This window comes from Streptomyces sp. NPDC033216 (assembly GCF_055577115.1).
On the sequence record NZ_JBVIQK010000013.1, the window covers coordinates 86,781 to 100,167 of the forward strand.

12 protein-coding genes are annotated in these 13,387 nt (G+C 71.7%); 4 read left to right on the forward strand and 8 right to left on the reverse strand.

What is annotated here, in order from left to right:
* Window positions 1-66 precede the first annotated feature (66 nt).
* Window positions 67-1,698, forward strand: a complete 1,632-nt coding sequence (locus ACZ5Y0_RS23425) for a PucR family transcriptional regulator (protein ID WP_469130636.1) — start codon at window positions 67-69, stop codon at window positions 1,696-1,698.
* Window positions 1,699-1,814: 116 nt separating this feature from the next.
* Here the strand turns inward: ACZ5Y0_RS23425 and ACZ5Y0_RS23430 are convergent, their stop codons facing one another.
* From ACZ5Y0_RS23430 to ACZ5Y0_RS23460, 7 genes are all read right to left on the reverse strand, one after another.
* A complete protein-coding gene (locus ACZ5Y0_RS23430; protein ID WP_469130637.1) occupies window positions 1,815-2,267 on the reverse strand; it encodes a bifunctional DNA primase/polymerase in 453 nt (150 codons plus the stop codon).
* 119 nt (window positions 2,268-2,386) lie between these two features.
* Window positions 2,387-3,820 (reverse strand): NAD(P)/FAD-dependent oxidoreductase, encoded by a 1,434-nt coding sequence (locus ACZ5Y0_RS23435; protein WP_469130638.1) that lies wholly within the window; start codon window positions 3,818-3,820, stop codon window positions 2,387-2,389.
* Window positions 3,821-3,868: 48 nt separating this feature from the next.
* On the reverse strand, window positions 3,869-4,669 hold the full coding sequence (locus ACZ5Y0_RS23440) for an ABC transporter permease (RefSeq protein WP_469130639.1): 801 nt from the start codon (window positions 4,667-4,669) through the stop codon (window positions 3,869-3,871).
* Window positions 4,670-5,599: an ABC transporter permease gene (locus tag ACZ5Y0_RS23445; RefSeq protein ID WP_469130640.1), complete on the reverse strand. Its 930-nt coding sequence runs from the start codon at window positions 5,597-5,599 to the stop codon at window positions 4,670-4,672.
* Window positions 5,599-6,807, reverse strand: a complete 1,209-nt coding sequence (locus ACZ5Y0_RS23450; RefSeq protein ID WP_469130641.1) for an ABC transporter ATP-binding protein — start codon at window positions 6,805-6,807, stop codon at window positions 5,599-5,601. The genes ACZ5Y0_RS23445 and ACZ5Y0_RS23450 overlap by 1 nt, the downstream gene beginning before the upstream one ends.
* Window positions 6,773-8,020: a polyamine ABC transporter substrate-binding protein gene (locus ACZ5Y0_RS23455; protein ID WP_469130642.1), complete on the reverse strand. Its 1,248-nt coding sequence runs from the start codon at window positions 8,018-8,020 to the stop codon at window positions 6,773-6,775. Before ACZ5Y0_RS23455 ends, ACZ5Y0_RS23450 begins: the two co-directional genes overlap by 35 nt.
* A gap of 53 nt (window positions 8,021-8,073) precedes the next feature.
* Complete coding sequence (locus tag ACZ5Y0_RS23460) at window positions 8,074-9,618, reverse strand: gamma-aminobutyraldehyde dehydrogenase (protein ID WP_469130643.1); 1,545 nt, start codon at window positions 9,616-9,618, stop codon at window positions 8,074-8,076.
* Between the two features lie 210 nt (window positions 9,619-9,828).
* Here ACZ5Y0_RS23460 and ACZ5Y0_RS23465 point away from each other — a divergent pair, with 210 nt between their 5' ends.
* A complete protein-coding gene (locus ACZ5Y0_RS23465) occupies window positions 9,829-10,386 on the forward strand; it encodes an NADAR family protein (RefSeq protein ID WP_469130644.1) in 558 nt (185 codons plus the stop codon).
* A 16-nt stretch (window positions 10,387-10,402) separates the two neighbouring features.
* Here ACZ5Y0_RS23465 and ACZ5Y0_RS23470 read toward each other — a convergent pair whose 3' ends face one another.
* Complete coding sequence (locus ACZ5Y0_RS23470; protein ID WP_469130645.1) at window positions 10,403-11,254, reverse strand: DUF4190 domain-containing protein; 852 nt, start codon at window positions 11,252-11,254, stop codon at window positions 10,403-10,405.
* Window positions 11,255-11,418: 164 nt separating this feature from the next.
* On the opposite strand from ACZ5Y0_RS23470, the gene ACZ5Y0_RS23475 reads away from it, so the two are divergent.
* Window positions 11,419-12,492 carry an adenosine deaminase gene (locus tag ACZ5Y0_RS23475; protein WP_469130731.1) on the forward strand — a complete coding sequence of 358 codons (1,074 nt, stop codon included), beginning with the start codon at window positions 11,419-11,421 and terminating at the stop codon, window positions 12,490-12,492.
* Window positions 12,493-12,530: 38 nt separating this feature from the next.
* Complete coding sequence (locus tag ACZ5Y0_RS23480) at window positions 12,531-13,217, forward strand: glycerophosphodiester phosphodiesterase (RefSeq protein WP_469130646.1); 687 nt, start codon at window positions 12,531-12,533, stop codon at window positions 13,215-13,217.
* Window positions 13,218-13,387: the final 170 nt, after the last annotated feature.

The window sequence follows — 13,387 nt, forward strand, 5'->3', positions numbered from 1 at the left end:
CATACGAAGCGTCCAAAAGATCACCCGGTAGACCGCCCCCGCGTCCGCCTCAGTCCTGAAGGTCCCATGCCCCCCACGCTCGCCTCGCTCGTCCACCACTCCGCGCTGAAGCTGACCGTGCGGGCGGGCGGGGACCGTCTGGACGTGCCGGTGCGCTGGGCGCACGTCAGCGAACTCGCCGACCCCGTGCCGTACATGGAGGGCGGGGAACTGCTCCTGATCACCGCGCTGAAGCTGGACGCGGAGGATCCGGAGGCGATGCGGCGCTATGTGAGGCGGTTGGCCGGGGCGGGGGTGGTCGGGCTCGGTTTCGCCGTCGGCGTCAACTACGAGGAGATCCCGAAGGCCCTCGTGGACGCGGCCGAGGAGGAGTGCCTGCCGCTGCTGGAAGTGCCCCGCCGCACGCCGTTCCTCGCCATCAGCAAGGAGGTGTCCGCGGCGATCGCGGCCGACCAGTACCGGGCGGTGACGGCGGGTTTCGCGGCCCAGCGGGAGCTGACCAGGCAGGCGCTGACGGACGGCCCGGAGGGCCTGCTCGCGGCGCTCGCCTCGCAGGTCGACGGCTGGGCCGCGCTCTACGACGCCTCGGGCGCCGTCGTCGCGACGGCGCCCGAGTGGGCGGGGCGGCGGGCCGCGCGGCTCACGGCGGACGTGGAGCGGCTGCGGGAGCGTCCGGCGCCGGCCTCGGCGGTGGTGGGCGGGCCCGAGGACTGCGACCACGACGACCGGGTCGAGCTGCACTCCCTGGGCACCGGCCGCCGCCCGCGGGCGGCCCTCGCGGTCGGCACGGCGTCCGCCCTGGGCACGGCGGAGCGCTATGCCGTGCACTCGGCGATCGCCCTGCTGACCCTGACCACGGAACGCTCCCGCTCGTTCCAGGCGGCGGAACAGCGGATCGGGGTGGCGGTGCTGCGCATGCTGCTGGCGGGCGAGCCGGACCACGCGCGGGCCGTCGCCGGTGAGCTGTACGGCGGTCTGCTGGACGCTCCGTTCCGGGTGCTGGTGGCGGAGCCGGCGTCCGCGCGGGGCCACGCCGACTCGTCCTCGCACGCGCGCGTGTCCGGCTCCGCCGACCAGGCCGGGGACCCGCTGGGCCGGCTCGCCGAGGTCGTGGAGTCGGCGGCCGCCAGGTCGGGGGAGACCGTGCTGGTGGTGCCGGAGGGCGAGCGGCTGGTGGCGCTGGCCGCCGACGAGGGCGCGGCGGCCGCGGCCGTCGCCTCCTACGCGACGGCGCTGGAGGACGCGCGTGCGTCCTCGCCGGAGGGCGAGGAGGACGGACTGGTCGTCGGCCTGTCCGGGCCGGCCGGTCCGATCGCCGCGGCGGCCGCGTACCGGCAGGCCGAGCAGGCGCTGTCGGTGGCGCGGCGCCGGGGGCGGGTCCTGGTGGAGCACGAGCAGCTCGCGGCGGGCTCGGTCCTGCCGCTCCTCGCGGACGACGCGGTGAAGGCCTTCGCGGACGGTCTGCTGCGGGCCCTGCACGAGCATGACGCGACGGGCCGGGGCGACTTGGTGGCTTCCCTGCGCGCATGGCTCTCCCGGCACGGCCAGTGGGACGCCGCGGCGTCCGACCTGGGCGTCCACCGCCACACCCTTCGCTACCGCATGCGCCGCGTGGAGGAGATCCTGGGCCGCTCCCTGGACGACCCGGACGCGCGGATGGAGCTGTGGCTGGCGCTGAAGGCGACGGCACCGCAGTAGCCACCGGACAGGGGTGAGCGCCGCGTCGGCCGCACGACGGCCGGCGCCGATGACGGATCGCCTCCCGGCACGGGTCCTGCACCCGGCCGGGCCGGTGAGGGGGCGGAGCGGGCGGGTCAGCCGTCGTCTCCCCCGGCGCGGCCGGCCGCCGCCTCGTGCATGGCCAGTTCGAGGAGGGCCGGGTCGGTCAGGGTGCCGGAGCCGTCGGGTGGGACCAGCCAGCGGACGACGCCGGTCGCGCGGCCCGGATACGGCACGACGATCCAGGTGCCCGGCCCGGCCGTGCGGATGCCGGTGCCGACCCAGCGGGCGGCCGTGCCCGGTGGCACGAGGAAGCCCGTCCGGTGGTCCCTCGCGTCGGCCAGCACGGGTCCGGGCCGGTCGAGGATGCGGGCGAGGACGTCGAGCGTGGGGCGGCCGAGTGCGCCCGGCAGGATGAGGACGTCCCAAACCCCGCCCGCGGGCAGGAGGGCGACCCCGAGGGGGTTGCGCTCCCATTCCCAGCGGCACAGCTCGGGATCCGGTGCGACGGATGCCAGCCACTCGACGGCCGTCTTCGCCCCAGCCATGAAGGACCTCCCTGTGTCTCGTCGACGCGTGCGCGTCACAGGGGAGAGGGAGGTTCCGCACGGGCATTACGCGGGTCGGGCGACCCCGTCGGAGTGAACCGGCTCACCCCGACGGATCGTCAGCTGTCGAAGCCGAGCCCGAGCCGGTCCATCGTCCGCAGCCACAGGTTGCGCCGGCCGCCGTGCGTGTCGGCCCGCGCCAGCGACCACTTGGTGAGGGCGATGCCGGTCCAGGCGAAGGGTTCGGGCGGGAACGGCAGCGGCTTCTTGCGGACCATCTCCAAAGAGGTCCGTTCGGTGGGCTCACCCGCCAGCAGGTCGAGCATCACCTCCGCGCCGAACCGGGTCGCTCCCACGCCGAGCCCCGTGTACCCGGCGGCGTACGACACCTTCCCCTGGTGGGCCGTGCCGAAGAACGCCGAGAAGCGCGAGCAGGTGTCGATCGCGCCGCCCCACGCGTGCGTGAAGCGGAGCCCTTCCAACTGCGGGAAGCAGGTGAAGAAGTGCTCGGCGAGCTTGGCGTACGTCTCCGGCCGGTCGTCGTACTCGGCGCGCACCCGGCCGCCGTACGGGTAGATCGCGTCGTAGCCGCCCCACAGGACGCGGTTGTCGGCGGAGAGCCGGAAGTAGTGGAACTGGTTGGCGCTGTCGCCGAGGCCCTGCCGGTTCTTCCAGCCGATCGCGTCGAGCTGCCCGGCGCTCAGGGGTTCCGTCATCAGCGCGTAGTCGTAGACGGGCACGGTGTAGGCGCGGACCCGTCTGACCAGGTTGGGGAAGACGTTCGTGCCGAGCGCGACCTGCCGCGCGCGGACCCGCCCGTACGGCGTGCGTACGGCCATCCCCGCGCCGTACGGCCTCAGCGTCAGCGCGGGTGTGTGCTCGTGGACGCGGACGCCGAGGCGGACGCACGCCCGCTTCAGGCCCCAGGCGAGCTTGGCCGGGTGGAGCATGGCCACTCCCCGGCGGTCGTACAGGCCCGCCTGGAAGGTGGGCGAGGCGACCTGCCCGCGGACCGCCTCGCCGTCGAGGAACTCGATGCCCTCGGCGAGGCCCTCGCCCTGGATCTCCTCGTACCAGTCGCGCAGTTCCCGCGCCTGGTACGGCTCGGTCGCCACGTCGATCTCACCGGTGCGTTCGAAGTCGCAGTCGATGCCGTACCGGGTGATCGCCGCCTCGATCTCGTCGAGGTTGCGCGCGCCCAGTTCCTCGAGCTTGTGGATCTCGTCCGGCCAGCGGGTCAGCCCGTTGGACAGACCGTGGGTGAGGGAGGCGGCGCAGAAGCCTCCGTTGCGGCCCGAGGCGGCCCAGCCCACCTCGCGTCCCTCCAGCAGCACCACGTCCCGCCGCGGGTCGCGCTCCTTGGCGATGAGCGCGGTCCACAGTCCGCTGTACCCGCCGCCGACGACCAGCAGATCGCAGGTCGTGGCGCCGGTGAGCGCGGGCTCGGGGTGCGGCCTGCCCGGATCCTCCAGCCAGTACGGGACAGGCCGCGCCTCCGAGAGCGACGTCGTCCAGTGATTGTCCCTGCCACGGCTCATGGCGCTCGGGGCCATGATTTCAACTCCCTACAGAGGGTTTCGGAGGGTGACGAAGGCGGAGGCTCAGGCCTTCCGCCTGTTGCGCCGGTTGGTGATGACCATGGAGGTCAGGACGAGCAGGACGGCGACGAGGAACATGGCCGTACCGATGACGTTGATCTGGACGGGTGTTCCGCGCTGCGCCGAGCCCCAGACGAACATGGGGAAGGTGACGGTCGAGCCCGCGTTGAAGTTGGTGATGATGAAATCGTCGAAGGAGAGGGCGAAGGCGAGCAGCGCGCCCGCGGCGATTCCCGGTGCGGCGATCGGCAGGGTGACCCGCAGGAAGGTCTGGAACGGGCCGGCGTACAGGTCCTGGGCCGCCTGTTCCAGTCTCGGGTCCATCGACATGACGCGGGCCTTGACGGCTGTCACGACGAAGCTGAGGCAGAACATGATGTGCGCGATGAGGATCGTCCAGAACCCCAGCTGCGCGCCCATGTTGAGGAACAGGGTGAGCAGTGAGGCCGCCATGACGACCTCGGGCATGGCCATGGGCAGGAAGATCAGCGAGTTGACGGCGCCCCGCGCGCGGAAGCGGTAGCGGACGAGCGCGAAGGCGATGGCCGTGCCGAGCGCCGTCGCGCCGAGCGTCGCCCAGAGGGCGATCTGGAGGCTGAGCGACAGCGATCCGCACAGCCCGGAGACCCCGCACGGGTCCTCCCAGGCGTCCGTGGAGAACTGCTGCCACGCGTAGTTGAAGCGCCCCTTCGGTCTGTTGAAGGAGAACACCGTGACGACCACGTTCGGCAGCAGGAGATAGGCGAGCGTCAGAAGGCTCGCGATGACGACGAGTTTCCTCTTGAACCAGTTGACGAAGGGCATTCAGACCAGATCCTCCGTCCCGGACCTGCGGATGTAGAAGGTGACCATGAAAAGGATCGCCGCCATGAGGATGAACGAGAGTGCCGCGGCCGTCGGATAGTCCAGCACCCGCAGGAACTGCGTCTGGATGACGTTGCCGATCATTCGGGTGTCGGTGGAGCCGAGGAGTTCGGCGTTGACGTAGTCGCCGGACGCCGGGATGAAGGTCAGCAGCGTGCCGGAGACCACGCCCGGCATCGACAACGGGAAGGTGACCTTGCGGAAGGTGGTGACGGGCCTGGCGTACAGGTCGCCGGCCGCCTCGTGCAGCCGTCCGTCGATGCGCTCCAGCGAGGTGTAGAGCGGCAGGATCATGAACGGCAGGAAGTTGTACGTCAGACCGCAGACCACGGCCAACGGCGTCGCCAGCACCCGGTCCCCGGAGGTCCAGCCGAGCCAGCTGGTCACGTCCAGCACGTGCAGCGCGTCGAGGGCGCCGACGACGGGCCCGCCGTCCGAGAGGATCGTCTTCCAGGCGAGGGTGCGGATGAGGAAGCTGGTGAAGAACGGTGCGATCACCAGCACCATGATCAGGTTGCGCCAGCGGCCCGCGCGGAAGGCGATCAGGTAGGCCAGCGGGTAGCCCAGCACCAGACACAGGATCGTGGCGGCGGCGGCGTAGAGGACCGAGCGCAGGAACTGCGGCCAGTAGTCGCTCAGCGCGTCCCAGTAGGTCGCGAAGTGCCAGGTGACCTTGTAGCCCTCTTCGAGGGAGCCGGTCTGCACGGACGTGGAGGCCTGGTAGATCATCGGCAGCGCGAAGAAGACCAGGAGCCACAGCATGCCGGGCAGCAGCAGCCAGTACGGCGTCCAGCGGCCCCGTCTGCGGGGTGGCCCGGTCTCCGGGGCTGTCGGGGAGAGAGGCGGCGGCGCCTCCGTGAGCGTCGCCATCAGAGCGCCGCCTCCTGTTCGAGACCCGCGGAGCCCGCTGTCCCGGCACGCGGCGACTGGGCGGCGTCGAGGCCGAAGGTGTGGGCGGGGCTCCAGTGCAGGACCACCTCGGCGCCGGGGGCCAGCCGGGTGTCGCGGTCGACGTTCTGGACGTAGACCTCGAGCTCGGGGCAGACGGCGCTGTCGACGACGTACTGCGTGGAGACGCCGATGAACGACGTGGCGGCGATCGTGCCGGTGACGCGGTTGCGGCCCTCCGGGATGCCGCCCGCGTCGTCGGCGAGGGTGAGGGAGATCTTCTCCGGGCGGATGCCGACCAGCACCTTGCCGCCGGTCGTCGTCGGCGCGGCGCAGCGGGCCTCGGGCAGCACGAGCTTGCCGCCTCCCACCTTCAGCACGATGTACTCGCCGCTCCTGGAGTCGACCTCGGCCTCGATGAGGTTGGAGGTACCGAGGAAGTTGGCGACGAACGTGCTGCGCGGGTTCTCGTACAGGTCGGCGGGCGAGCCGAGCTGCTCGACGCGGCCCGCGTTCATCACGGCGACCGTGTCGGCCATGGTCATGGCCTCCTCCTGGTCGTGGGTGACGTGCACGAAGGTGATGCCGACCTCGGTCTGGATGCGCTTCAGCTCCAGCTGCATCCGGCGGCGCAGCTTGAGGTCGAGGGCGCCGAGGGGTTCGTCGAGGAGGAGCACCTTGGGGTGGTTGATCAGGGCGCGGGCCACGGCGACGCGCTGCTGCTGGCCGCCGGAGAGCTGGTGCGGCTTCTTACGGGCCTGCTCTCCGAGCTGGACCAGCTCCAGCATCTCCTCGACCTGCTTCTTCACGCTCTTGATGCCGCGCCGGCGCAGACCGAAGGCGACGTTCTCGAAGATGTCGAGGTGCGGGAAGAGGGCGTAGGACTGGAATACGGTGTTCACGGGCCGCTTGTAGGGCGGCAAGGCCGTGACGTCGTGGTCGCCGAGGTGGACGGTCCCGGACGTGGGCTCCTCCAGGCCGGCGATCATGCGCAGGGTGGTGGTCTTGCCGCAGCCGGAGGCGCCGAGCAGGGCGAAGAAGGAACCCTGGGGGACGGTCAGGTCGAGCGGGTGGACGGCGGTGAAGGAGCCGTAGGTCTTGCTGATCCCGGACAGGCGGACGTCGCCGCCGGCGTTGGTCGTCGTCTTCATCTCGTCACGCCCCAGTGAGCTTCGCGAACTGCGCTTCATATGCCGTCTCTTCCTTCGCGCTCAGTGAGCGGAAGGCGTGGGACTTGGCCTGCATGGCCTTGTCAGGGATGATCAGCGGATTGTTCGCCGCGTCCTCGTCGATCTTGGCCAGCTCGTCCTTCACGCCGTCGACGGGACAGACGTAGTTGATGTAGGCGGCGAGTTCGGCGGCCGGCCGCGGCTCGTAGTAGTAGTCGATGAGCCGCTCGGCGTTCGTCTTGTGACGCGCCTTGTTGGGAATCAGCATGTTGTCGCTGGACGTCATGTAGCCGCTGTCCGGAATCAGGAAGTCGATGTCCGGGCTGTCGGCCTTGAGCTGGACGACGTCGCCGGCCCAGGCGATGCAGGCGGCGAAGTCGCCACTGGTGATGTCCGACGTGTAGTCGTTGCCGGTGAAGCGGCGGATCTGGCCGCTGTCGACGCCCTTCTGGAGCCGGGCGATGGCCGCCGCGTAGTCGTCGTCGGTGAACCTGCCCGGGTCCTTGCCCATGTCCAGCAGGGTCATGCCGATGCTGTCGCGCATCTCGGTGAGGAACCCGACGCGGCCTTTGAGCTTGGGGTTGTCGAGCAGGTCGGAGACCGACCTCACCTCGACGCCGTCGAGCGCCTTCTTGTTGTAGGCGATGACCGTGGAGATGCCCTGCCAGGGGTAGGAGTACGCCCGTCCGGGGTCCCAGTCGGGGCTGCGGAACTGGCTCGACAGGTTGGCGTAGGCGTGCGGCAGGTTGGACGGGTCCAGCTTCTGGACCCACCCGAGGCGGATGAGGCGCGCGGCGAGCCAGTCGGTGAGGACGACGATGTCGCGGCCGGTGTCCTGGCCCGCGGCGAGCTGCGGCTTGATCTTGCCGAAGAACTCGTTGTTGTCGTTGATGTCCTCGGTGTACTTGACCTTGATGCCGGTCCGCTTCGTGAACGCGTCGAGGGTCGGGTGGTGCTTGCCCGCCTCGTCGGTGTCCATGTACTCGGTCCAGTTGGAGAAGCTGACGGTCTTCTCCTTCGCCGAGTGGTCCTCGGCGGACGTGCCGCCCTCGGTCCTGCCGGCCGCGGGAATCCCGCAGGCGCTCAGCGCCCCGAGACCGCCCAGGGCCAGCGAGCCGCCCGCCGAGGCGCGCAGCAGCGACCTGCGGGTCATGGCCGCCCTGCCGTCGCGGAGACTGCGCCGCATGGCGGCCGCTCGGGGCGGGGTCAGACGGTCTGGCTCGTACTGCTCCATGCGCGTGGTGCCCTTTCGGGAGGATTCGGCCTGGTCGGCGGCCGGACTCGTGACTATCGGTCCCCGAAGACGGTGCGGTGCCACTCCTTGCGGACCACCGCGGTGTTGTCGAACATGACGTGCTTGATCTGGGTGTACTCCTCGAACGAGTACGCGGACATGTCCTTGCCGTACCCCGACGCCTTGTAGCCGCCGTGGGGCATCTCGCTGATGATCGGGATGTGGTCGTTGACCCACACGCATCCGGCCTTGATCTCGCGCGTCGCCCGGTTCGCCCGGTAGACGTCCCTGCTCCACGCCGACGCGGCCAGCCCGTACGGCGTGTCGTTGGCGAGCGCGATCCCTTCGTCGTCGCTGTCGAAGGGGAGGACGACGAGGACCGGTCCGAAGATCTCGGACTGGACGATCTCGCTGTCCTGCGCGGCGTCCGCGACCAGGGTGGGGAGATAGTACGCGCCGTTCTCGAGATCCCCCCGAGGAGCCTCGCCGCCGGTCACCACGCGCGCGTAGGCACGCGCCCGGTCGACGAAGGCGGCGACCCGGTCGCGGTGGACGTGGGAGACCAGCGGCCCGAGGTCGGTGCCCGCCCCGAAGGGATCCCCGAGCCGGACGGTCTCCATGAGGGCGGCCGTCTTCTCGACGAACGCCTCGTAGAGCGGCCGTTGCACGTAGGCGCGCGTAGCGGCCGTGCAGTCCTGCCCGGTGTTGATGAGCGAGCCCGCGACCGCGCCGTGTACGGCGGCGTCCAGGTCGGCGTCGTCGAAGACCACGAAGGGCGCCTTGCCGCCCAGTTCGAGGTGCAGCCGCTTCACGGTGGCGGTGGCGATCTCGGCGACCCGCCTGCCGACGGCGGTGGAGCCGGTGAAGGAGGTCATGGCCACGTCGGGGTGGCCGACGAGGCGCTCACCCGCCTCCCTCCCGGTCCCGGTGACGATGTTGATCACGCCGTCGGGGATACCCGCCTCGGTGGCCGCCTGGGCGAAGAGGAGCGAGGTGAGCGGGGTGAGTTCGGCGGGCTTGAGCACGATCGTGTTGCCCGCGGCGATCGCCGGGAGGATCTTCCAGGCGGCCATCTGGAGGGGGTAGTTCCAGGGTGCGACGGAGCCGACGACGCCGATGGGCTCGCGCCGTACGTACGAGGTGTGGTCGCCGGAGTACTCCCCGGCCGACTGGCCCTGGAGGTGCCTGGCGGCCCCCGCGAAGAAGACGGTGTTGTCGATGGTGCCGGGGACGTCGAACTCGCGGGTCAGTTTCAGCGGCTTGCCGCACTGGAGGGACTCGGCGCGGGCGAGGTCCTCGGCGTGTTCGGCGAGGACGGCGGCGAAGCGGTGCAGTGCGTCGGAGCGCTCGCCGGGGGTGGCGGCCGCCCAGGCCGGGAAGGCGGCCCCGGCGGCGGCGACCGCCGCGTCGACGTCGTCCGCCCCCGCGAGTTCGTAGGTGAGGACCTCGTCCCCGGTGGCCGGGTCGACCACGGCGTGCGTATGCCCGGACGTGCCCTTGCGCAGACGGCCCCCGATGTACTGGGCGCCGTCCGCGAAACGTTGCTGTGCGGGAAACCGGCCAAGTCGGTCCGGGGTGGTGCTTCCCGGGTTCTGCATGTCGCTCTCCTCCGCCGTCGCCCCGCTGTTCAGAGGGTGGGTGGCGTAGCTCCAGCCTGATTTGAGTGCCGATCCTGGCAGAGCGAGAGACCTCCAACAAGTGATTCCGTTGTTGCCTTTTGGTTACGCAACGGAATCTGTCGACCAGGTGTCGAGTCGACCGGGAAAAGGAGAGACGTACTGTCAGTGGCGCGTGCCACAGTGGGATGCATGCAGGAGATCAATTCCCGGGAAACCCTGATCAGGGAGGTCCGGGCGGGGGCGAGAATCAGGTATCTGCACTTCTGGGGCCACCGTCCGCGCCACGACGGGCGAGTGGGCCCGAGCTGTCTGAGCCAGTGGTGGCCGTCCTCGTTCACCGTGGACGGCGTGGAGTACGCGACGGCCGAGCACTGGATGATGGCCGGCAAGGCACGCCTGTTCGGCGACGCGGAGGCGGAGCGGCGGGCACTGGCCGCCGGTCACCCCTCCGAGGCGAAGAAGGCCGGGCGTCTGGTGCGTGGCTTCGACGAGACGGTGTGGGAGCGGGAGCGGTTCCGGATCGTGGTGGAGGGCAGTGTCCACAAGTTCGGCGCGGATCCCGAGCTGCGGGGGTATCTGTTGGGCACGGGCGAGCGGGTGCTGGTGGAGGCGAGCCCGGTGGACCGCGTCTGGGGCATCGGCCTCACGGCCGACGACGCCGCGGCGACGGATCCGGAGCGCTGGAGAGGTCCCAACCTGCTGGGCTTCGCCCTGATGGAGGCGAGGCGGCTGCTGCGGGGGGCGTGAGGGCCGGGAAGGGGAGTCAGGGCGCCACGAAGAGCAGTACGGCCAGACCCACCCCGAGGACCAGTCCGACGGCCCCGCAGATGAGGCCGGCCAGGGCCTGGCCGGGGTTCGTGGCCTCGCCGCGGTTGGCCTTGCCTCGACCGATCAGTCCGAAGACGAGCGCGAGGATGCCCACGATGATCGCGACCGGCCACATGCAGAAGCCCACGGCGGCGACGATGCCGAGGACCATCGCCGTGATCCCCATCCCGTTGCTCGGGCTCGGCTGCGGGGCGGCCCACCCGTAGTACCCGGGGGCGCCGCCGAGGCCGGGGCTGCCAGGACGGCCGTAGCCGCCGGGGTGGCCGTACGGCACCTGCCCGGGTCCGTCGGGGGAGATCGGCGGTGGGGGGACCGCTCCGTCGGCGGGCGGGGCGAAGGGGCTCGGGCCCGCCGCCCCGGACGACGCGGAGCCGGGGTGGGGCGGCGGGAAGGACGCGAACGGGGCGCCGGCCCCCGGCGGGCCGACCGTGGGCGTCGGCGTCACACCCGGCAGCGACGTCACCGTCGGCTGGTCGTGGACGGACGACGGCGCGGGGCCCTGCGCGGCGGGCACCTCGACCGAGGCGATGGTGACGCCCGGGCCGTGGTCCGGGGCGGGAGCGGGCGCGGGCCAGGGGTCGGCCGGGGGGACGCAGCCGCGTGCGGCCTGGGTGTTCTCGGGGGCGGAGTCGCCGGACGCGTCCGTGATCTCCGCGGCCGCGCTGCCCGACGCGCCCCTGCTGTCCGAAGGCACGCGGGCGTACTGCGGCCCTTCCGTTCCCTCGGGCACGGATCCGGGCGCGACCCACGGGTCGTGGGCCGGACCGGCGGTTAGGTCGTCGGACATGCGCGGGCCCCCCTCTGTCATGTGTCCCGCAATGCTACGGCCCCCGGCCCGGCCGGCGGAGAGGCGTCCCGCACCGGTGGACGCCGCCGCGCATCCCCTCGCTCCTCCCCCGCCCCGTCCGCCTACGATGACCCCGTCCCACCGATCAGCCGATCACCCGCACCCTGCCGGCCCCCTCGGCCGGAGGTGCCGTCCCCGGGGAGGACCCCTTGACCCTGAACGCCTTCATCGCCGGCCTGCCCAAGGCCGAACTGCACGTGCATCACGTCGGATCGGCCTCCCCGCGGATCGTCTCCGAGCTCGCCGCCCGCCACCCCGACTCCAAGGTGCCCACCGACCCCGAGGCGCTGGCGGACTACTTCACGTTCACCGACTTCGCGCACTTCATCGACGTCTACCTCTCGGTGGTGGATCTGATCCGCACCCCGGAGGACGTCCGGCTGCTGACCTACGAGGTGGCGCGAGACCTGGCCCGGCAGCAGGTGCGCTACGCCGAGCTGACCATCACCCCCTTCTCCTCCACCCGTCGCGGCATCGACGAACGCGCCTTCATGGACGCGATCGAGGACGCCCGCAAGGCGGCCGAGGCGGAGTTCGGCACGATCCTGCGCTGGTGCTTCGACATCCCCGGCGAGGCGGGCCTGGAGGCCGCCGAGGAGACGACGAGACTCGCCACCGACGACAGGCTGCGCCCCGAGGGACTGGTCTCCTTCGGCCTCGGCGGACCCGAGATCGGCGTGCCGCGCCCGCAGTTCGAGCCGTACTTCGACCGGGCGATCGCCGCCGGACTGCGGTCCGTGCCGCACGCCGGCGAGACCACCGGGCCGGAGACGGTGTGGGACGCCCTGACCCATCTGCGCGCCGAGCGCATCGGGCACGGCACCAGCTCCGCACGGGACGGGAAGCTCCTCGCCCACCTCGCCGAGCACCGCATCGCGCTCGAGGTGTGCCCGACCTCCAACATCGCCACCCGCGCGGTGCGCACGCTGGAGGAGCACCCGCTGCGGGAGTTCGTCGCGGCGGGTGTCCTGGTGACGATCAACTCCGACGACCCGCCCATGTTCGGCACCGATCTGAACAGCGAGTACGGCGTCGCCGCCCGCCTGCTGGACCTGGACGAGCGCGGGCTGGCCGCCCTGGCGAAGAACGCCGTGGAGGCGTCCTTCCTCGACGGGCCCGGCAAGGCCAGGATCGCCACCGAGATCGACGCCTACACCACGCGGTGGCTCACGCCCTGAGAGCCACCGCGCTCCTCGGCTGCCACCACAATGGGCCCATGCAGACCGTGACTGCCGTGGGCCACCGCGGCGACCCCTACCGCTTCCGTGAGAACACCCTCGCCTCGCTGCGTTCCGCGCTCGACCAGGGCGCGGACGCCGTCGAGATCGACGTACGGCTCACCCGGGACGGTGTGCCCGTGCTGCTGCACGACGAGACGCTGAAGCGGCTGTGGAAGCGGGACCGGCCCCTGCGGTCGCTGTCGGCGGCCGAGGTGCGCGCGCTGACCGGGGGCGGGGTGCCGACGCTGGCGCAGGCGCTGGCGGCGACCGCCGGCAGCCGGGTCATGCTCGACCTGCCGGGCACCCGGGAGGTGTCGACGGCCCGCCGGGTGGTGGACGCCGTCCACGAGGCGGGGGCGGCGGAACGCGTCCACTACTGCGCCGGCGCCGCCGCGATGCTCGCCGTCCGCGCCGCCGACCCGTCCGCCGAGATCGCCCTGACGTGCACGAGTTCGGCACCGCCGCGACCCGCCCTGCTGGCGGCGGTCCGACCCCGCTGGCTCAACTACCGCTTCTCCCTCGCCGATCGCGACCTGGTCGCCCGGGTCCACCGGGACGGTCTGCTGCTGTCCGTGTGGACCCCGGACACCCGCCGCTCCATGCGCCGCCTCATCGGCCTGGGCGTCGATTCCATCACCACCAACCGCATCGACGTCCTCCGCGCCCTCCGCGACGGTCGCTAGCCGGCCGGCGGCGCCGCCGGCCGGCACGTCGTCGTCGAGGGGCTGGGTCGTGCGCGGCGGGCCCGGTCGCGGACCTCGCATGGTGGTCGCCACCAGCCGGGAACGGGAGCTGTCGTGGTCGCGCGGGGAGCCGAGGTGGCCGACGGCACGCAGCCTTTCCTCCCGGACGA

Coding starts and splice junctions, on each gene's coding strand:
- ACZ5Y0_RS23440 (WP_469130639.1), bottom strand. CDS start 4,669: ATGCCCTTCGTCAACTGGTTCAAGAGGAAACTCGTCGTCATCGCGAGC.
- ACZ5Y0_RS23460 (WP_469130643.1), bottom strand. CDS start 9,618: ATGCAGAACCCGGGAAGCACCACCCCGGACCGACTTGGCCGGTTTCCC.
- ACZ5Y0_RS23425 (WP_469130636.1), top strand. CDS start 67: ATGCCCCCCACGCTCGCCTCGCTCGTCCACCACTCCGCGCTGAAGCTG.
- ACZ5Y0_RS23465 (WP_469130644.1), top strand. CDS start 9,829: ATGCAGGAGATCAATTCCCGGGAAACCCTGATCAGGGAGGTCCGGGCG.
- ACZ5Y0_RS23430 (WP_469130637.1), bottom strand. CDS start 2,267: ATGGCTGGGGCGAAGACGGCCGTCGAGTGGCTGGCATCCGTCGCACCG.
- ACZ5Y0_RS23455 (WP_469130642.1), bottom strand. CDS start 8,020: ATGGAGCAGTACGAGCCAGACCGTCTGACCCCGCCCCGAGCGGCCGCC.
- ACZ5Y0_RS23480 (WP_469130646.1), top strand. CDS start 12,531: ATGCAGACCGTGACTGCCGTGGGCCACCGCGGCGACCCCTACCGCTTC.
- ACZ5Y0_RS23445 (WP_469130640.1), bottom strand. CDS start 5,599: ATGGCGACGCTCACGGAGGCGCCGCCGCCTCTCTCCCCGACAGCCCCG.
- ACZ5Y0_RS23435 (WP_469130638.1), bottom strand. CDS start 3,820: ATGGCCCCGAGCGCCATGAGCCGTGGCAGGGACAATCACTGGACGACG.
- ACZ5Y0_RS23470 (WP_469130645.1), bottom strand. CDS start 11,254: ATGTCCGACGACCTAACCGCCGGTCCGGCCCACGACCCGTGGGTCGCG.
- ACZ5Y0_RS23450 (WP_469130641.1), bottom strand. CDS start 6,807: ATGAAGCGCAGTTCGCGAAGCTCACTGGGGCGTGACGAGATGAAGACG.